This window comes from Halomonas sp. XH26, assembly GCF_024138895.1.
Taxonomy (GTDB): Bacteria; Pseudomonadota; Gammaproteobacteria; order Pseudomonadales; family Halomonadaceae; genus Vreelandella; species Vreelandella alkaliphila.
Genome location: NZ_CP071889.1, coordinates 3,245,347 through 3,263,538 on the forward strand (window position 1 = coordinate 3,245,347; position 18,192 = coordinate 3,263,538).

Consider the following 18,192-nt stretch of genomic DNA (forward strand, 5'->3'; position numbering starts at 1 on the left):
CCCTTTTTATGACTCAGATGACACCCCGCGAAATCGTCCACGCCCTGGATCAATACATCATTGGTCAACAAGATGCCAAGCGCGCCGTGGCCATTGCCCTGCGTAACCGCTGGCGTCGCATGCAACTAGACGATGAGTTGCGCCCGGAAGTGACACCAAAAAATATTCTGATGATTGGCCCTACCGGCGTGGGTAAAACTGAAATTGCTCGCCGCCTCGCCAAGCTAGCCAGAGCGCCCTTCATCAAGGTCGAGGCCACTAAATTTACCGAAGTCGGCTATGTAGGCCGGGACGTCGAGTCGATTATTCGCGACTTGATGGAAGCCGCCATCAAAATGGTTCGTGAACACGCGAAGGAAGAAGTCGGCCATCGCGCTGAAGATGCCGCTGAAGATCGCGTTCTAGATGCACTGCTACCACCGCCCCGTGGCCAGGAAGATAAGCCTCGGGAAGATAACGGTACGCGTCAAACCTTCCGCAAAAAGCTTCGGGAAGGTCAGTTGGATGATAAAGAGATCGATATCGAAATCTCTTCCCATGGGCAAGGCATCGACATAATGACGCCGCCAGGTATGGAGGAGATGACCAACCAGCTACAGAGCCTGTTCTCCAACATGGGCCAGCAAAAGCGCGAACAGCGCCGTGTAACGGTCAAAGAAGCACTGGTTCTGCTGCGCGATGAAGAAGCGAGCAAGCTGGTCAATGAAGAAGAGATCAAAGCCCGCGCTGTCGAAGCCGTTGAACAGCATGGGATTGTCTTCTTAGATGAGATCGACAAAGTTGCCAAGGGTAGCGGCCAGTCTAGCGGTGGCGAAGTCTCCCGTGAAGGCGTTCAGCGTGACCTGCTGCCGTTAATCGAAGGCTCTACCGTTTCAACCAAATACGGAATGGTCAAAACCGATCATATCCTGTTTATTGCCTCGGGTGCCTTCCACCTATCGCGTCCCTCGGACCTTATTCCAGAGCTACAAGGACGCTTGCCGATCCGTGTTGAGCTGGATGCGCTGACCCCCGGCGATTTCCAGCGGATTCTCACCGAGCCATCCGCCTCGCTCACCAAGCAGTACCAAGCGCTGCTGGCTACCGAAGGGCTGGATATCGAGTTCACTCCAGACGGTATCGAGCGTATTGCCGAGATTTCCTGGCAAGTGAACGAAGGCACCGAGAATATTGGCGCTCGCCGTCTACATACAGTGCTGGAACGGCTGCTCGAAGAAGCCTCATTTAAAGGCGGCGACATGGATAGCCCGCTGGTCATCGATGCCGATTACGTCAATGCCCAACTGGGTGAGCTAGCAGTAGACGAAGACCTATCGCGCTATATTTTGTAAACGCGCTTATATCGGTATAGCCCGCAACAGCTTGCCCGCTTTTTACGCAAGCAAATGCCGCTGTTCAGGCTGCGCTGCGTCTAACGTTACGCACGATAACAACATCCCTGTTGCTCGTGCTTGATCGACGTCCTGTCGATCAAACGTTAGCCGTGGCGCTTGCCTTCACGCATTTGCTAAAGCGCAAATAGTCGGTCAATCCGCTTTAGCTCGATATCGTAAAAGGTGACGTCATCCATGAATGCCCCTACTTCTACGAATGCCCCCACCCCAACGCGGGTTCACTACCATAAGCAGGCTCGCGAGCTAGAACTTAGCTACGCCACGGGTGAAAGCTTTCGACTGCCTGTCGAATTTTTACGGGTTTATTCACCTTCAGCCGAAGTGCGTGGCCACGGCGGCGATACTGCCGTGCTGCAAGTGGGTAAAAAAGATGTCGGCCTGCAAAACATTACCCAAGCCGGCAATTACGCTCTGAAATTGCACTTTGACGACGGCCACGACAGCGGACTTTACAGCTGGAACTATCTTTACGACTTAGCTCAGCACCAAACAGATTATTGGCAAAACTACCTACAACGCCTAGAAGCGGCCGGCGCCTCCCGCGAACCAGCCAGCATCCAATTCAAACAGCTGTGACGCTTCACCTCAGTTGAAGCGCAGACAAGTTGGGGGTGAGAAGGCTACAATGTCGCTAACCATTTATTGCGACGACCTTTTGGTCGACTATTACCGCCTCGAACTCGGGAGCTAGAGCCCCATGAGCCCCACTGAAAAACGCACCACCCATTTTGGTTATCAGGAAGTCGCAGTTGACGAAAAAGCGTCTCGTGTTGCCGATGTCTTTCATTCGGTAGCTGCACGCTATGACATCATGAATGACTTGATGTCCATGGGTATCCATCGCGTCTGGAAACGCCTTACTATTGAGCGCGCAGGCGTTCGTCCTGGGCACCATGTGCTGGATATTGCTGGCGGCACTGGCGATTTAACGCTCAAATTTTCTCGTCTGGTTGGCCCGCGTGGCAAAGTGGTATTGGCCGACATTAACGCCTCCATGCTCAACGTTGGCCGCGACAAACTGATGGATAATGGCGTCGGAGGCAACGTTGAGTATGTACAAGCCAACGCCGAGTGCCTGCCATTTCCGGACAACAGTTTTGATTGCATTACGATTGCCTTCGGACTGCGCAACGTCACCGACAAAGACGCTGCACTGCGCTCTATGACACGCGTGCTAAAGCCCGGCGGACGGTTGCTAGTGCTTGAGTTTTCAAAGCCAAATAATGCGCTGCTGTCGAAAGCCTACGATGAGTACTCCTTCCGCCTTCTACCTAAAATGGGCGAACTAGTGGCCGGAGACGGTGAGAGTTATCGCTACCTCGCTGAATCTATTCGCATGCATCCCGACCAGGAAACCCTGAAAGGCATGATGGAAACGGCAGGGCTTGATCGGGTTGAATATACCAACCTGACCGGCGGTATCGTGGCCCTTCACCGCGGCATTAAATTATGAACTCACCGACAATGAGGTCAGCATGCTAGTCACCCCGACCCTGTTGCTGGCCGGATGTGAACGCACGTTGAATGCCTTGCTTGCCCGTGATCCGGCCTCACCTGCGCGCTTGTCTGCGCTAGCAGGGAGTCGACTACTGGTAAGGCTTGAAAAGCCTCACCTTCAGTTGGTGCTGCACTATCACCATGCGGGGATTGATTTGCTGCGTGGCGATGATCTAGACGAAACTGACGTCGACGCCATCGTCGAGCTCACCCCTGAAACGCTCTCTGAGTGGTTAAGTGGTGCCTCCATTGAGCGGTTGATGTTTGATGGCAAGCTTTCTGTGCGTGGCCGTATCCACCTCTTGGAAGCCACCCGCGACCTGCTCTTTGATCTGGATATCGATTGGGAAGGCGAGCTAGCTCGCTGGCTGGGGGATATGCCGGCCCATTCACTGGCCGAAGGTATCCGGCGCGCCGCACGCTGGGGGCTAAGAGCGAAAGATGAGCTGCTGCAAGACGTTTCTGAATATGTATTTGAAGAAGCACGCATACTCCCCGGCCGCCAACAGCGCGATGTACTCCGAGATCATTTGACCGAACTAGAGATCGCGACCGACCGCCTGGAAGCCAAACTCAATCGCCTGCATAAGCGCTTGACACAGTTGACGGCCAGTCAGTCGCCAAACAAGCAGCCACACCTCAAGGAGCCGCACTGATGAGCCTGCGGTTATTGAAAATCTCTTGGATAGTGGCTCGCCATCGCTTAGATACGTTGATACCCGTTGAGCGGCTCCCGTTCTGGCTACGTGCCTTAATGGCTCTTTCGCCTCTAAAACTGTTTCCTGTAGGGCAGCGCAGTCGCGGCGAGCGACTGCGCCTGGCCCTGGAAGCGCTGGGGCCGATTTTTATTAAATTTGGCCAAATGCTCTCGACCCGTCGAGACCTATTGCCCGAAGACATCGCCGATGAATTAAAACGGCTGCAAGACCAAGTGCCGCCCTTCCCCGGCGAACTAGCCGCTGCACGGGTCGAAAAAGAGCTTGAAATGTCGCTCGTAGAGGCATTTGCCGCCTTTGACCGAGTGCCTTTGGCGTCAGCATCGATTGCCCAGGTGCATGCGGCAACGCTGCATAGCGGTGAAGATGTCGTCGTCAAAATTATTCGCCCCGGCATCGACCGCATTATGCGTCAGGATATGGCGCTGATGTATCAAATCGCTAAGTTGCTGGGTAAAGTGCCTGACGCAAAACGCTTACGCCCTGTAGAAGTGATTCGTGATTACGAAGCCACCTTATTTGACGAACTTGATCTCTATAAAGAAGCGGCAAACACATCGCAACTTAAGCGTAACTTCAAAGACTCACCGCTGCTGTTTGTGCCGACAATCTATTGGTCATACACCCGCCGCCATGTCATGGTCCAGGAGCGCATTCGCGGCGTACCAGTGGCTGATTTAGATACCCTTATTGCGCGTGGAACCAACCTTAAGAAGCTGGCTGAACGCGGCGTAGAAATCTTCTTCACCCAGGTCTTCCGAGATAACTTCTTCCATGCCGATATGCACCCCGGCAATATCTTTGTTAACTGCGATGATCCTGAAGATCCACAGTATATCGCCATCGACTGCGGCATCGTGGGGAGCCTTACCCGAGAAGATCAAGACTACCTAGCGCGCAACCTACTGGCCTTTTTCCATCAAGATTATTACGAAGTAGCGGCGTTACATATTGAGTCCGGCTGGGTGGGCGAAAACACGCGCGCTAACGAGTTTGCAGCCGCTATTCGTACCGTATGCGAGCCCATTCTTGAAAAGCCGCTAAAAGATATTTCGTTTGGGCAGGTGCTGTTAGGACTGTTTCAAACAGCACGACGCTTTAATATGGAAGTACAGCCACAGTTAGTATTGTTGCAAAAAACGCTGCTTAACATCGAAGGGCTGGGTCGTCAGCTTTACCCTGAACTAGATCTGTGGAGCACTGCGAAACCATATCTAGAAAAGTGGATGAAACAGCGCGCTGGTATCGGCGGCCTTTGGGAGTCGCTCAAACGCCAAGCGCCGGAGCTTTCTCATCAGTTGCCTGAGCTACCCGTGCTAGCGCATCAAGCGCTGAGCCGAATGGAGCATGAACACCGCCAGCGTCATCAGCAAGTGAACTCCATTAGTACCGTTCAGCAGCAACTGACGCGCCAGCATAAACGTCATTACCGACTGCGTATCGGACTTATTTTGCTTGCTATTGCCCTGGCTTGGCAGCCGCTGAGCAGCTGGGCATCGGCTCAAGAGTGGCCTGTTTTAGCAGCTGCGGGAGTAGGTTTGTTGCTGCTGCTATGGCAATGAAACATTCTGGCAGTAAGATAAAGCGCCTCAGTGTCGCCCTTGGCGAAAGCACTGATCTTTGGCGAAAGCGCTGTGATGATTGATAAAAGGATGCCTATGACTGATTCTACCCAGACGACGCAAGTGCTAGATGCACTCGCGGAGGTCTTAAAGCAGCGTCGACATGCTTGTGCAGAAGATTCTTATGTTGCCTCCTTGCATCATAAGGGTTTGAACAAGATACTCGAAAAAGTCGGCGAAGAGGCGACCGAAACAATTTTGGCTGCTAAAGATGCCGAGCACGGCGGCGAGCAGGCGCATCAAGCTGTGATCGCTGAAACCGCCGACCTGTGGTTTCATAGTTTGGTGATGCTGTCGCACCTTGAACTGGATCATCAGCGCGTTTTAGATGAGCTAGCACGGCGGTTTGGTATTTCTGGTCATGACGAAAAAGCGTCCCGCACACAACGTTAACCTGCACTGATGAGGAAATGCATATGTTAGGTGGTATCAGTATTTGGCAGTTGCTGATTGTTCTGGGCATTATCATCCTAATTTTCGGCACCAAGAAACTGCGTAATGTGGGCACCGACTTAGGCGGTGCAGTCAAAGGCTTTAAGAAGGCCATTAACGAAGAAGAGAAAGACGGCGACAAAAAAGATGCTGACCAATCTCAGGCGAAGGTAAGCCACGAAGAGGCTGGTAACACCTATGATGTTCAAGCAGAAGAGAAGCGTGCCGCCGAAGAACGCCCCACAGAACGTAACGAAGAGCGCAAATAACCCATGCTGGATATCGGCTTTCTTGAACTGATGCTGATTGGTATCGTCGGGCTTCTGGTGCTTGGCCCAGAGCGCCTGCCTAGAGCCGCTCGCACAGCAGGCATGTGGATTGGCAAAATCAAGCGTACGGTATCCGGTATGCAGCGCGAGATCAGCGCTCAGTTGGAAGCAGAGGAGTTGCGTCAAAAGCTCAACGAGCAACAGAAAAAGCTCGATGACAGTCTCAAAAAAGCCAAGCAGGATGTTGAGAGCATTGCCGACGCCCCCTCTTCTTCCAGCACTTCGACACAAGCGTCCCAAAACGAGACCGAGCAGCGGGTTGCCAACGCGAGTGCTCGACTAGATGATGCACTGCAAACAGTACGCGAAGACACGCCAGCAGCCTCTTCCTCAACGCCTCATCAACGTGCTACCGATGAACTGCGCGCGGTAAATCCTAGCGGCAAAAATGAGTCTAGCAAGGCTAACGTCAAGCAGGCGGATGTGGGAAATGCCGATGCTAAAAAGGCGGATCTTACAAAGGCGGATCTTACAAAGGATAGTAATCACCAATGAGCATGTCTGGCGACTCCCAGGAGCCACGTAAAGACCAAGGCCAAGCGCCTCTTATTGAGCACCTGATTGAACTACGCTCGCGGCTTATGAAAGCGGTCGTGGTTATATTAGTCGTATTTCTTGGCCTTTATGCCTTTGCTAATGACATCTACAGCTTTGTGGCTGAGCCATTAATGGCACTGTTGCCAGAAGGCTCACAGATGATAGCCACCGAGGTAGCCTCGCCCTTCTTGGCGCCCTTCAAACTAACCCTGGTAGTCGCCGTCTTTATCGCTATCCCCTTCGTACTGCACCAAGCATGGGCATTTGTAGCACCTGGGCTTTACGATAACGAAAAAGCGCTGGCGATACCCATTCTGGTCTCTAGCATAGCGCTATTTTACGCTGGGGCGGCCTTCGCTTATTACGTGGTTTTTCCGCTGCTCTTTGAGTTTTTCACCCAGACCGGGCCGGAAAACGTGGCGGTAATGACCGATATTAATCAGTATTTGAACTTTGTACTTAAGCTATTTTTCGCCTTTGGTGTTGCGTTTGAAATCCCCATCGCAACATTTCTGCTAATACTGTCTGGCGCGACCACAGTCGAGAGCCTTTCTAAAAAGCGCCCCTACATTATTTTAGGCTGCTTTGTGGTGGGCATGCTGCTTACTCCTCCCGACATTATTTCTCAAAGCCTGTTAGCGATACCGATGTACCTACTTTATGAGGTGGGCCTATTGTTTGGCCGGTTGGTACGCCGTAAGGCAAAGGCGGATGACGCTGAGGAACAAGAGACCTAAAAGCACTATTAAAGGCGATACACTGCTCAAAAAAAGCCTCTGCCATGGGAACATGACAGAGGCTTTTTGCTCTTCATACGAGAGGCTTTTTGCCCTTCATACGAATAGCCGATTACCTAGAAAGCATTAGCCCATCATTTCATCAATGCGGTCTACCAACTTAAAGATACCTGTTGCGGCCTCACTGATACGGGTCGCCAGCATGTAAGCAGGCGTCGTTACCACCCGATGCTCATGATCTACCACAATGTCTTCTACGCCACAGCTGCGATGCAGGCCACCCATCGCACTAATGGCGCCAGAAACACTCGGATCATGACCAATCGTCACGGCCACACCTTCGCCAAGCAGGCGCGGGACCAAAACAGGAGCAATACACATCAGGCCAATGGGTTTTGCCTCTTCTTTAAAGCCTACCAGCGCCTCTTTCACGCTCTCAAGTACCTGCATGCTATCGCCCTGGTCGGCAAAATCAGACAGGTTTTTAGCGACACCAAAGCCACCAGGAACAATGACCGCATCAAAGTCATCTGCATCTAGCTCAGTAATCGGGCTAATATCACCACGGGCAAGGCGCGCCGACTCCTGCAGTACATTGCGCTGTTCGCCCTCGACAGGCTCTTGGGTTAAGTGGTTAATCACATGATGCTGAGCGACATCCGGCGCAAAGCAGCGATAGCCAATCCCTAACTGATCAAGGCGCAGCAGCGTTAGCGTTGTTTCATAGATTTCAGAACCATCAAAAACGCCGCAGCCTGCTAATACGATTGCTACCTGTTTGGTCATGCTTATCTCCTTATCGTAGCGCTTATTATCGCTGTTAAATCGTCGCCACTTAGCGTCGCTGAGTGGCTCACTTTAGTCAGTCTATAAAGCCACTACAAGCCAGCTATCACAAGCCCGCTTTCGCTGCAGTGCAGGACTGATATACTCACGTTAGGCCTTTTAGGGCACCCACTATTTGATTGACTATGCGATTGTTTGGAGAAAGCCGTTGAACACCTCTGCTCCCCGTCACTTCCCTGCCACCAGACTTCGCCGTATGCGTCGCGACGATTTCTCCCGTCGCTTAATGCAGGAGTCGACGCTAACACCCAATGATTTGATTTTGCCGGTTTTTGTACTGGAAGGCGAAAATCAGCGCGAAGCGATTGCCTCAATGCCCGGTGTTGAGCGTCTTTCCATCGACCTGCTGATTGAGCAGGCACGTGAGGCCTACGCGCTGGGTATTCCTGCCTTAGCTCTCTTCCCCGTTGTCAGCGCTGAGCAAAAAAGCGAGTTAGCAGAAGAGGCTTACAACTCGAATGGTCTGGTTCAGCGTAGTGTACGGGCGCTAAAAGAAGCACTACCAGAGCTTGGCATTATTACCGATGTCGCCCTTGACCCCTATACTAGCCACGGACAGGACGGCATTCTTGATGAGCACGGCTATGTGCAAAATGACCGCACAGTGGATACGCTACTCAAACAGGCACTCTCCCACGCCGAAGCAGGCGCCGATGTCGTGGCACCTTCCGATATGATGGATGGCCGCATCGGCGCCATACGCCAAGTGTTGGAGCAGGAACACCTGCATAATGTGCGTATTATGGCGTATAGCGCTAAGTACGCCTCTAAATATTACGGCCCTTTCCGTGATGCAGTCGGCTCTGCCGCCAATCTTGGCAAAGCGGACAAACGCACCTATCAGATGGATCCCGCCAATAGTGATGAAGCACTGCATGAAGTCGCTATGGATATCGCTGAAGGCGCTGATATGGTAATGGTAAAACCTGGCATGCCTTACTTGGATATCGTACGTCGTGTAAAAAGCGAACTCCAAGTACCGACATTCGCTTATCAAGTCAGCGGTGAGTACGCCATGCATCGCGCCGCTTTCGACAACGGCTGGCTTGAGGCCGAACCCGTCATTCTTGAGTCACTGATGTGCTTCAAGCGAGCAGGTGCAGATGGGATTTTAACCTATTTTGCCTTAGAAGCAGCACGCTTGTTACAGCGTTAATTTCAGGGGTCAAACCTTCAAAGATGACAAACCGGTGACACTTGTTTGTCATCTTTTCCCGGCATACTCCTATTAACAGTAGTTATCACGCTATGATGAGTATGAACCACCACCGGGGGGCAGCCATGGACGATCAATCAGCAGATTCCACGCCAGCATTTTCTAGCGAGTCAACGAACGCTGCAAACGAGACGGTAAGTGGCGAGGGAGAGGCTTTGCCATTGCGTATCAATCGTACCCCCACCGGAGTTCACGCGAAAGAGGCTCACTTGGAAGCGGATCTTGACGACCCGCAGCTTTACTTCAATCGCGAGCTTTCTCATCTGCAATTCAATATCCGGGTGCTTGAACAAGCCCTAGACGATGCACATCCGCTACTTAACCGGCTGATGTTTCTGCTGATATTTTCATCCAACATGGATGAGTTTTTTGAGATAAGAGTTGCTGGGCTTAAACACCAAATGGCATTAGGTGACGATACCACCGCCGCCGACGGCCGCTTACCTAAGGCTGTGCTGGCAGAAATCTCGGATATCGCGCATCAGCAAATTGCCCGCCAATATCAAATATTGAACGAAACACTGCTGCCCGCGCTGGAAGCTCAGGGGCTACGCTTTCGTCGTCGCGATCAGTGGACCGACGAGCAAAAAGCGTGGGTTAAAGGTTTTTTTGATAACGAAATCATGCCGGTCATCAGCCCCATTGGCTTAGACCCTTCCCACCCGTTTCCGCGTTTGGTTAATAAAAGCCTCAACTTCATTGTTGAACTAGAGGGAAAGGACGCCTTTGGTCGGGCTGGTGGCATGGCAATACTGCCAGCGCCTCGCTCACTGCCTCGCTTGATGGCACTGCCTAAAGCTCTGTGTGCAGAAGGTTTCTCTGAGTATATTTTCTTGTCATCGATGATTCACGCTCATGCAGAGGAACTCTTCCCCGGTATGCGTGTGCGCGGTTGTTATCAGTTCCGGCTGACTCGCAATGCCGATATGACCGTCGACCCAGAAGAGGTCTCAGACTTGGCCTCAGCGCTACGTGGCGAGCTATTAGCCCGCCGTTATGGCAGTGGTGTTCGCCTTGAAGTCGCTGATAATTGTCCAGATGACTTGATCAGTTTCTTGCTGCGCCAGTTTGAGCTAGAAAGCAGCGACTTATACCGTGTTCAAGGGCCGGTAAATTTGACCCGCATGATGGCTGTACTCGGTGATGTTGACCGACCGGAACTGCTCTATCGCCCCTATTCGCCTAGCGTGCCAAAAGCATTAAAGGGTGGCAGCCTATTTAGCGCTATTGCCAAAAGCGATATCCTGCTTCATCACCCATTCCAGTCTTTTTCACCTATTGAAGACCTACTACGCGAGGCCGCACGCGATCCGGACGTACTGGCAATCAAGCAGACTCTGTACCGCACGGGCGCAGATTCAACGATAGTGAGTGCTCTGGTCGATGCCGCCAGCCAAGGCAAAGAAGTCACCGTTGTTATCGAGCTGCGGGCGCGTTTCGATGAGGCCGACAATCTTCAGTTAGCATCACGCCTGCAAGAAGCCGGCGCCATCGTGATTTACGGCATCATGGCCTATAAAACCCATGCCAAAATGCTACATATCGTGCGACGTGAGAAGGGCGAGCTGCGCCACTACGCACATTTAGGCACCGGCAACTACCACTCTAAAACAGCGAAACTATATACCGATTACAGCCTGCTAACTGCCAATACAGCACTATGCGCGGACGTGCACAAGGTGTTCCAGCAGCTTTCTGGCATGGGCCGCGCGCGCAAGATCGACACGTTGCTCCACGCCCCCTTTACGCTTCACGAGCGCTTAGTCGAAATGATTGACCGTGAAGCTCAGGTGGCGCTTAGAGGTAAGCGCGGGCACATCATTATTAAGTGCAATTCGCTAACAGAGCCCAAGCTTATCAAAGCGCTTTATCGCGCCTCGCAAGCAGGCGTAGAGTGCGACCTGATCATTCGCGGCATGTGCTGTTTGAAACCCGGTATCGAGGGTGTTTCAGAAAATATCCGTGTCCGGTCGATTATTGGGCGTTTTTTAGAACATACCCGCGTTTTCCATTTTCACAATGACGGCAAACCAGAAACATGGTGCTCAAGCGCTGATTTTATGTCACGCAATATGTTCCATCGCGTAGAAACCTGCTTCCCGCTATTGGATAAAAAGCTTGCCACGCGGGTACGTAAAGATTTAGAGACCTACCTCGTCGATAACTGCCAAAGCTGGTTACTAAAAAGCGACGGTAGCTATCACCTCCAGGATCCTGGCAATGGCGACGCGATCAGCGCTCAGGAAACACTGCTCTATGCCTACGCATCAAAAAGCTAGCTGAGTAGAAAGGAGGGTTGGGGACGGTTAGCCATGATTGACCTGCCGTATCAGCATGAGGAAGCACACTTATAATGAATGGCATCAGCGACTCTACCGTTCTCACTGCGCTCAGCGCTGCATTGCACCTGGTGATTCAGTGGCTGCTGATCATCCGCGTTCTACTTAAACCGCACCGCGACCCTAGGGCCAGACTGACCTGGATAGTGGTCATCATCGCCCTACCAATCGTTGGCATCATTACCTATTTACTACTCGGTGAGACCAACATCGGCAACAAACGCGCCAAACGGATGCGTGAGGTACTTGCGCAAACATCAACACCAGAGACCACTCTTGGTGTTGATTCAACCAACCTCGCACCGCAGATTCCGGCGCACTATCAGCACTTGTTTCAGGTGGGCTATTCCATCAGCGGGTTCGAGCCGGTCGGTGGCAACCACGCAAAAGTACTAAAAGACTCCAACGCCGTCATTGATGCACTTGTTGCCGATATTGACGCTGCACAAGATCACGTCCATCTACTATTTTACATCTGGTTGACCGATAACAACGGCCTCAAAGTTGCCCAGGCGCTGATGCGAGCAGCCACGCGCGGCGTTGCCTGCCGAGCGATGGCAGATGACCTTGGTGCGCGCGCCATGATCCACTCCAAGCACTGGCGGGCGATGCAAGCTGCTGGCGTCCAGCTTGCACGCGCCCTGCCTATTGGCAATCCGATCTTGCGCATGCTTGGCGGCCGTATCGATTTGCGCAACCACCGCAAAATTGTCGTCATTGATGACCACATTACCTACTGCGGTAGCCAGAATTGCGCTGATCCTGAGTTTCGGGTCAAGGCGAAGTATGCGCCCTGGGTCGATCTTATGATTCGCTTTGAAGGGCCAATCGCACGCCAAAATCAGCATCTGTTTATCAGCGACTGGATGTCGCATGTCAACGACGATATCCGTGCCCTGCTGCACCGCCCCCTCCCCGCCACTCGGCCTGGCATATGTACACAGGTAATCGGCACCGGCCCCACCGTGCGCTACTCGGCCATGCCTGAGATGTTCGAGGCCTTGATTTACAGCGCCCGCCGAAGCCTAGTTATCACTACACCCTACTATGTGCCGGACGAACCTCTACAAGCCGCGCTCTGCGCCAGCGCACGTCGCGGCGTGGAGACTCTTATTATCTTTCCTCAACGCAATGACAGCCGCATAGTAGCCGCTGCTAGCCGCAGCTACTACGCCGAACTACTCACCGCCGGCGTAAAAATTTATGAGTATGTCGGTGGCCTGTTGCACACCAAGTCGCTCACCCTGGATGGTGAGATCAGTCTTATCGGCTCCGCCAACATGGACCGGCGCAGCTTCGAACTCAACTATGAGAACAATATCCTGGCCTACGACTCAGAGCTGGCCCAACAGATCCACCAACGTCAGCAGCACTACCTCAACAGCTCGGTGCGCGTTGACCCCAATGAGGTTGCAAACTGGCCCCGCCACCGCCGATTAATCAATAATACCGTCGCGATGCTGGGGCCGATCCTTTGAACTAAGCGGCCAGAAAGTGATTTATACTGCTGATATACGAAGAGAATAATGTCAGACCTATTCTGGCAGTATGTTGGTTGCAACTTAGCGAAAGGAGAGCCGTATGTGCACGCGAGTAGTTTGGCCGGACGCCAACGGAGCCGTCATCGTTGGCCGTAACATGGACTTTCACAAAGACCTGATGACCAACCTATGGACGCAGCCGAAAGGCATCACACGCGACGACGGGGTGCAGGGAGCGCTGACATGGACATCGAAGTACGGGAGCGTCGTTGCGACAGCCTTCGACATGATTTCAGTCGACGGTCTGAATGAGGCTGGCTTGGCTGGTCACGTACTATGGCTTGCAGAGTCAGACTACGGCAACCCAGAAGACAGTCGCACTCAGCTGAGTCAGGCCATCTGGATGCAGTACTTCCTCGACAACTACGCCACCGTCGCAGAAGCCGTCGAGTGGATTGAAACTTCAGACGTTCAAGTCGTCCAGATGATGGATCCTACCGGAGGGGCACCGCCGGCAATCCACCTAGCACTCGATGACGCCACCGGCGATTCGTGCATCATCGAGTATAGCGAGGGGAAACCCAAGGTATACCATAGCCGCGATTACCGAGTGATGACAAACTCACCCACGTACGACCAGCAACTCGAGCTAGTCCAAACCATCAGCGGACTTGGCGGCGACCAGCCCATTCCTGGGTCGACACTAGCAAGCGACAGATTCGCTCGTGCTGCATACTACGTGAGCCGTCTCGATCAGCCCCAGACGCAGCTGCAGGCCATCGCGGCTATGTTTAGTGTCATCCGCAATGTCGCCCAACCGTTCCGTATCCCAGATCCCGGCAAACCTGATGCATCCCAGACGCTTTGGCAGACTGTCACCGACCTAACTAATCGGCGCTACGTCTTTGAATCGACCACCCGCCCCAACATTGTCTGGGTAGACCTGAGTGACCTCAACCTAGCCGAGGGAGCCCCCCAGCTGAAGCTAGACCTCGTGAATGAACTAACTGTCGAGTGTGGCATTGCTGGCGAAGTAAGCGACAAATTCGTCGACACCGGCACATTGAAATTTCTCACTATCGAGCGCGAAAGGCAGCTAATTGCAGCTGCAACGCAGGCTAAACAGTAGACCATCAAGCTTGGCATGCCGTTGAAGACATGCAGGTCTTCAACATGGGTCTACTGAATGCTCTTTTTCAGTCACCTGCATGCCAGGTTTTACGCTGAAGCGGATCCGCAGAACATCTGCGGTCCGCATCATAGATAGTGTATTCAATAATTAGCAGGCTTCGACAGCAGCACAAAGCACCAGAGCTATAGAATGGTGCATTCAGTGATGGAACCCTGAAGCATCCTCTTCTGCCAAAGGAACCTGTTTGGGATGGGCCGCAATATGCGACAATGCTGCTTTCATATCATCAATAAGTAGCGCGCATAAATCCCCGCTGACGCCGTTGCGCACAAGAATTCGCTGAATCGCCTGATCTTCACAATGGGTTGGCAGTGTATAAGCTGGCACCTGCCAGCCACGTACCCGCAAACGGTCGGCAAGATCAAAAAGTGTAAAGCCAGGATCACTGCCGTCCTTCAGCTTCCATGAGACCGCAGGGATACCACGGCTGCGTTCTCCGTCGAAAACAATCTCGAACGGCCCCAATGCGGCGATCTCAGCGGCGAGGAACGCCGCGCTGTCATAACAGGCTCCGTGCACCTTTTCGTAGCCTTCGCGGCCGAGCCGGACAAAGTTGTAGTATTGGCAAACAATCTGACCACCAGGCCGCGAGAAATTAAGCGCAATGTCCTTCATGTTACCGCCCAGATAATTGACCCAAAAGATCATTTCCTCAGGCAGGTCGCTTTCCTCGCGCCATAGTACCCATCCGACACCGAGCGGCGCTAGGCCGAACTTGTGGCCTGACGCGTTGATCGAGCGCACCCGCGGAAGGCGAAAATCCCATTCAAGATCCGGTGCGCAGAATGGCGCTAAAAATCCTCCGCTGGCACCATCCACATGAATTGGGATATCAAGACCGGTATCGCGCTCCAACTGATCGAGCGCGTCGCTGACAGCTTTTACAGGCTCATACTCGCCTGTAAAGGTCACACCGAGGGTCGGAACCACGCCAATTGTGTTCTCGTCGCAGTATTTCAGAACTTCCTCGGGGGTCATCAGCAGCCGCCCCTGCTCCATCGGGATCTCACGATGTTCGACATCCCAGTAGCGGGTAAATTTGTGCCAGCAAACTTGTACTGGGCCAGTCACGAGGTTGGGCTTGTCAGTTGGCTTACCATCCGCACGGCGCCTGGCCTCCCAGCGGCGTTTCATGGCTAGCCCACCTAGCATTGCGGCTTCGCTAGAGCCTGTCGTCGAACACCCCGTCGCAGGCCCTTCGGGCGCATTCCAGAGATCAGCCAACATACGTACGCAGCGTGCTTCAATCTCGGCAGTCTGTGGATATTCGTCCTTGTCGATCATATTCTTATCGATGCAGGCATCCATCAGCTCATGCACTTCGGGCTCCTCCCAAGTCTGGCAGAAGGTCGCGAGGTTCTGGCGTGCATTACCGTCCAGCATCAATTCGTCGCGCACGGCAGCGCAGACCCAGCGTGGTGCTTGCTCATCATCGGGGAACCCGGATTTGGGAAGTGGCTTCGCCAACGTGCTGGATCCGTAGATTTCATCATTCATGTTTCGGGAACGATTTGTCATTGCTCATCTCCACTCTATGGTAGTGGCCACGCCTCCGGCGTCGCTCGGCGCAGGCAAAATCAGGCAGGTTTTGCCTTTTTCCAGGGTTTCACTTGATTGCTCAACAGGGGATCGAGTTCGCTAAGCGCAGCTCCGAATAACTGCCCTCTTAGCCGGGATAATCGAGAGTGATGCTGCGAGGCAGTCAACATAGTTCATGAGATGAGCCACTATCCGCACGGATAGCTCGGTTGTCTCGGCCGTTCCCGCGAATTACGTATAGTAGACATGTCAAGACAAGATCTGCGCGATGTAGCCACCGACAAGGGCAAGCACCGTCGTTATGGCGTAGGATACAGGGAAAGGCACCGCAGCCACTTGGCTTTTAGACTGTTCAAGCACCGCATTCAAGCTTGGCGTCGAGTTGCGCCCGCCCGCGCATGCGCCTGCGTTGATCACAGAGTTCAGTTTGAAGAATTTGTCAGCAACGAAAAAGGCTACCACTACCGGCAGAAGGGCCGCTATGGTACCTATCAGGGCGAGCCAGATGACCGTGTCGCCGCCTAGCGCCGAAATTATTTTCGGCCCAGTATTCGCGCCCAGCACGGCGACGAATACATTAAGGCCGATATCCTGCAAAAAACTGCGCGCACCTTCAGATACCGGCCCGCCAAATTGCGGGTTGCGACTACGTAAATATGCAACGATGATACCGGCAAGTAGGCAGCCAGCCGAAGTGCCGAGTGCGAAGGGAATGCCTGCGATCGTGACACTCAACGTCCCTGCGATGAAGCCGACTACCATGGCGATCGCCATATACATGACTTCAGTCGTCGCAAGGGTCTGCTCTGTAATAACCCTGCTGCCCAGGGCCTTTCCCGCCCGTTCGATACAACTGTCTGGCCCGGTAAGGCGCACTACATCACCCACGCGAATATCGGTTTGCGGCCCGATAGGAATCTCTTGCCCCGCCCGAAAAATCGCGATCAGACGAAGACCATAGGCCAGTGAGGTCCTTGCAAGCTCCGCAATAGTCTTGCCAGCAATCTCGGAGGACGATACTGCGATATCTGCAGACTCAATGGTTATGTCACGAGCAACTGGATCGTCTACCTCTGGACCGACCTCGTTACCGTGCAGGATCATGTCGTGCACATCTGCGCGCACAGTTACGATGTCGCCTTTGCGAATTGTCGGGTTATTGAGCGCATCGATTACCTGACCATCACGCTCTACACGAAGAATTGGGGCCTGAGGATGGGCCTCAAAAAGCTCATTAACGCTCTTTCCGACTAGGTTTTCGTTCTCGACCTTATAGGCGCGAATGTCAAACGGCATGTAGCCGAGCAGGAACGCATGCGGTGTGCCCGGAAGCGGATGGGTGCCTGAACCAGCAAAGGCGTCTTCAGCCTTTTTCGCATCTGCGGCAGGGTCGTGCCCAAACATCGCGGGCAGATAGCGCATTAGCAAGATGATTCCGACGCTCGACAAGATATAGCTGACGGCATAGCCCGCCGCCATATTGGCCCCAATCTCATCGGCGGTCATGCCCGGAGGTACCGTTGCCGAGCCGCTTTGCACGGCTGATTCCGCGACACCAAGGACGGCTGTAATCGTGTAACTGCCCGAAATCAGGCCAGCCGCAAAGCCTGATTCAAGCCCGACAAGATGCGCGCCGCCAACGCAAATCACCCAGTTCAGTGCCCAGATAATCACCCCGCAAACAATCGCCGCCAAACCACCGGATTTCAGACCAGCAAAGAATTTGGGGCCTACCCCGAGCCCCAGTGCATACATGAAGAGCGACAGGAAGATGGTCGCGACGATGCCCGGGATCGCATAAGTCATATTAAAAGCGATTTGCGCCGTCATCGAGATCACGACGGCGACAAGTAGCGTGCTGGCAGTTGAACCAAGAGAAATAGGACCGAACTTGAGTCGCCCGAGAGGATATCCGATGGCAAGCGCAAGCAAAATAAATACCCATTGCTGCGCGTCAAGGAAGGCAAAGACACCTTCGATACCACGCTCCGTCACCGGCTCGATGAATTCGAAGACACTGCCGAGGGCCCGCTCACTCGCCTGCTCAAAGGTTCGTAGGGTTCCGCTCTCTGCTGTTCCTGCTCCCTCAGCTTGCGCGTGCGTGGCAATGCCTAAGGCGAGTAGTCCAGCGACCAAAAGCACACTAAATCTGGCGCTTATTGAGGTACTTAGCAAAAAAGAAGAGTTGCGCATGTCGCTCCCTCGCTCTTGAAACAAACTCACCTTAGGCTTCGGTCAACTAATCACACTGCTACAAACCTGTCAACATATTAGGTTCTACAGACAATCATCTCGATATGATGAAACTGCCACTT

Annotated in this window: 16 protein-coding genes; 13 read left to right on the plus strand and 3 right to left on the minus strand. The window is 53.2% G+C overall.

Features of this window, described 5'->3' with window-relative positions; all coding sequences use genetic code 11:
- Nucleotides 1–8: 8 nt before the first annotated feature.
- The 9 genes from hslU to tatC all read left to right on the plus strand — a co-directional run bounded on the left by hslU (nt 9) and on the right by tatC (nt 7,264).
- The gene (gene hslU / locus J4377_RS14895; protein WP_038478099.1) at nt 9–1,331 is read left to right on the plus strand and encodes an ATP-dependent protease ATPase subunit HslU; all 1,323 of its coding nucleotides are present in this window, start codon (nt 9–11) and stop codon (nt 1,329–1,331) included.
- 237 nt (nt 1,332–1,568) lie between these two features.
- A complete protein-coding gene (locus tag J4377_RS14900) occupies nt 1,569–1,970 on the plus strand; it encodes a gamma-butyrobetaine hydroxylase-like domain-containing protein (protein ID WP_038478102.1) in 402 nt (133 codons plus the stop codon).
- A gap of 121 nt (nt 1,971–2,091) precedes the next feature.
- Nucleotides 2,092–2,847, plus strand: a complete 756-nt coding sequence (ubiE, locus tag J4377_RS14905) for a bifunctional demethylmenaquinone methyltransferase/2-methoxy-6-polyprenyl-1,4-benzoquinol methylase UbiE (RefSeq protein ID WP_038478106.1) — start codon at nt 2,092–2,094, stop codon at nt 2,845–2,847.
- Nucleotides 2,848–2,869: 22 nt separating this feature from the next.
- Nucleotides 2,870–3,547 carry an SCP2 domain-containing protein gene (locus J4377_RS14910; protein ID WP_038478109.1) on the plus strand — a complete coding sequence of 226 codons (678 nt, stop codon included), beginning with the start codon at nt 2,870–2,872 and terminating at the stop codon, nt 3,545–3,547.
- A complete protein-coding gene (gene ubiB / locus J4377_RS14915) occupies nt 3,547–5,169 on the plus strand; it encodes a ubiquinone biosynthesis regulatory protein kinase UbiB (protein ID WP_038478112.1) in 1,623 nt (540 codons plus the stop codon). The genes J4377_RS14910 and ubiB overlap by 1 nt, the downstream gene beginning before the upstream one ends.
- A 96-nt stretch (nt 5,170–5,265) precedes the next feature.
- Complete coding sequence (locus J4377_RS14920; RefSeq protein WP_038486243.1) at nt 5,266–5,622, plus strand: phosphoribosyl-ATP diphosphatase; 357 nt, start codon at nt 5,266–5,268, stop codon at nt 5,620–5,622.
- A gap of 23 nt (nt 5,623–5,645) precedes the next feature.
- Entirely contained in the window at nt 5,646–5,930 is a 285-nt protein-coding gene (gene tatA / locus J4377_RS14925) for a Sec-independent protein translocase subunit TatA (RefSeq protein WP_038478116.1), read from the plus strand.
- 3 nt (nt 5,931–5,933) lie between these two features.
- Nucleotides 5,934–6,485, plus strand: a complete 552-nt coding sequence (gene tatB / locus J4377_RS14930) for a Sec-independent protein translocase protein TatB (protein WP_253486047.1) — start codon at nt 5,934–5,936, stop codon at nt 6,483–6,485.
- On the plus strand, nt 6,482–7,264 hold the full coding sequence (gene tatC / locus J4377_RS14935) for a twin-arginine translocase subunit TatC (RefSeq protein ID WP_083007012.1): 783 nt from the start codon (nt 6,482–6,484) through the stop codon (nt 7,262–7,264). Before tatB ends, tatC begins: the two co-directional genes overlap by 4 nt.
- Nucleotides 7,265–7,390: 126 nt before the next feature.
- Here tatC and elbB read toward each other — a convergent pair whose 3' ends face one another.
- Nucleotides 7,391–8,050 carry an isoprenoid biosynthesis glyoxalase ElbB gene (elbB, locus tag J4377_RS14940; RefSeq protein WP_038478122.1) on the minus strand — a complete coding sequence of 220 codons (660 nt, stop codon included), beginning with the start codon at nt 8,048–8,050 and terminating at the stop codon, nt 7,391–7,393.
- Nucleotides 8,051–8,258: 208 nt separating this feature from the next.
- Here elbB and hemB point away from each other — a divergent pair, with 208 nt between their 5' ends.
- The 4 genes from hemB to J4377_RS14960 all read left to right on the plus strand — a co-directional run bounded on the left by hemB (nt 8,259) and on the right by J4377_RS14960 (nt 14,275).
- Nucleotides 8,259–9,266 (plus strand): porphobilinogen synthase, encoded by a 1,008-nt coding sequence (hemB, locus tag J4377_RS14945; RefSeq protein ID WP_198349873.1) that lies wholly within the window; start codon nt 8,259–8,261, stop codon nt 9,264–9,266.
- A 125-nt stretch (nt 9,267–9,391) separates the two neighbouring features.
- Complete coding sequence (ppk1, locus tag J4377_RS14950; protein WP_253486048.1) at nt 9,392–11,605, plus strand: polyphosphate kinase 1; 2,214 nt, start codon at nt 9,392–9,394, stop codon at nt 11,603–11,605.
- Nucleotides 11,606–11,679: 74 nt separating this feature from the next.
- Entirely contained in the window at nt 11,680–13,143 is a 1,464-nt protein-coding gene (gene cls / locus J4377_RS14955) for a cardiolipin synthase (RefSeq protein ID WP_095604507.1), read from the plus strand.
- A gap of 103 nt (nt 13,144–13,246) precedes the next feature.
- Complete coding sequence (locus tag J4377_RS14960; RefSeq protein ID WP_038478135.1) at nt 13,247–14,275, plus strand: linear amide C-N hydrolase; 1,029 nt, start codon at nt 13,247–13,249, stop codon at nt 14,273–14,275.
- A 201-nt stretch (nt 14,276–14,476) separates the two neighbouring features.
- Here J4377_RS14960 and J4377_RS14965 read toward each other — a convergent pair whose 3' ends face one another.
- On the minus strand, nt 14,477–15,856 hold the full coding sequence (locus tag J4377_RS14965) for a glutamate decarboxylase (RefSeq protein ID WP_095604505.1): 1,380 nt from the start codon (nt 15,854–15,856) through the stop codon (nt 14,477–14,479).
- A 270-nt stretch (nt 15,857–16,126) separates the two neighbouring features.
- Entirely contained in the window at nt 16,127–18,070 is a 1,944-nt protein-coding gene (locus J4377_RS14970) for an aspartate:alanine exchanger family transporter (RefSeq protein ID WP_253486049.1), read from the minus strand.
- Nucleotides 18,071–18,192: the final 122 nt, after the last annotated feature.

What these genes read in the sequence shown, in the direction of transcription:
- cls (WP_095604507.1), top strand. Translation starts at nt 11,680, where the DNA reads ATGAATGGCATCAGCGACTCTACCGTTCTCACTGCGCTCAGCGCTGCA.
- J4377_RS14965 (WP_095604505.1), bottom strand. Translation starts at nt 15,856, where the DNA reads ATGACAAATCGTTCCCGAAACATGAATGATGAAATCTACGGATCCAGC.
- ppk1 (WP_253486048.1), top strand. Translation starts at nt 9,392, where the DNA reads ATGGACGATCAATCAGCAGATTCCACGCCAGCATTTTCTAGCGAGTCA.
- J4377_RS14900 (WP_038478102.1), top strand. Translation starts at nt 1,569, where the DNA reads ATGAATGCCCCTACTTCTACGAATGCCCCCACCCCAACGCGGGTTCAC.
- J4377_RS14920 (WP_038486243.1), top strand. Translation starts at nt 5,266, where the DNA reads ATGACTGATTCTACCCAGACGACGCAAGTGCTAGATGCACTCGCGGAG.
- ubiB (WP_038478112.1), top strand. Translation starts at nt 3,547, where the DNA reads ATGAGCCTGCGGTTATTGAAAATCTCTTGGATAGTGGCTCGCCATCGC.
- ubiE (WP_038478106.1), top strand. Translation starts at nt 2,092, where the DNA reads ATGAGCCCCACTGAAAAACGCACCACCCATTTTGGTTATCAGGAAGTC.
- elbB (WP_038478122.1), bottom strand. Translation starts at nt 8,050, where the DNA reads ATGACCAAACAGGTAGCAATCGTATTAGCAGGCTGCGGCGTTTTTGAT.
- J4377_RS14970 (WP_253486049.1), bottom strand. Translation starts at nt 18,070, where the DNA reads ATGCGCAACTCTTCTTTTTTGCTAAGTACCTCAATAAGCGCCAGATTT.
- tatA (WP_038478116.1), top strand. Translation starts at nt 5,646, where the DNA reads ATGTTAGGTGGTATCAGTATTTGGCAGTTGCTGATTGTTCTGGGCATT.
- J4377_RS14910 (WP_038478109.1), top strand. Translation starts at nt 2,870, where the DNA reads ATGCTAGTCACCCCGACCCTGTTGCTGGCCGGATGTGAACGCACGTTG.
- hslU (WP_038478099.1), top strand. Translation starts at nt 9, where the DNA reads ATGACTCAGATGACACCCCGCGAAATCGTCCACGCCCTGGATCAATAC.
- tatB (WP_253486047.1), top strand. Translation starts at nt 5,934, where the DNA reads ATGCTGGATATCGGCTTTCTTGAACTGATGCTGATTGGTATCGTCGGG.
- J4377_RS14960 (WP_038478135.1), top strand. Translation starts at nt 13,247, where the DNA reads ATGTGCACGCGAGTAGTTTGGCCGGACGCCAACGGAGCCGTCATCGTT.
- tatC (WP_083007012.1), top strand. Translation starts at nt 6,482, where the DNA reads ATGAGCATGTCTGGCGACTCCCAGGAGCCACGTAAAGACCAAGGCCAA.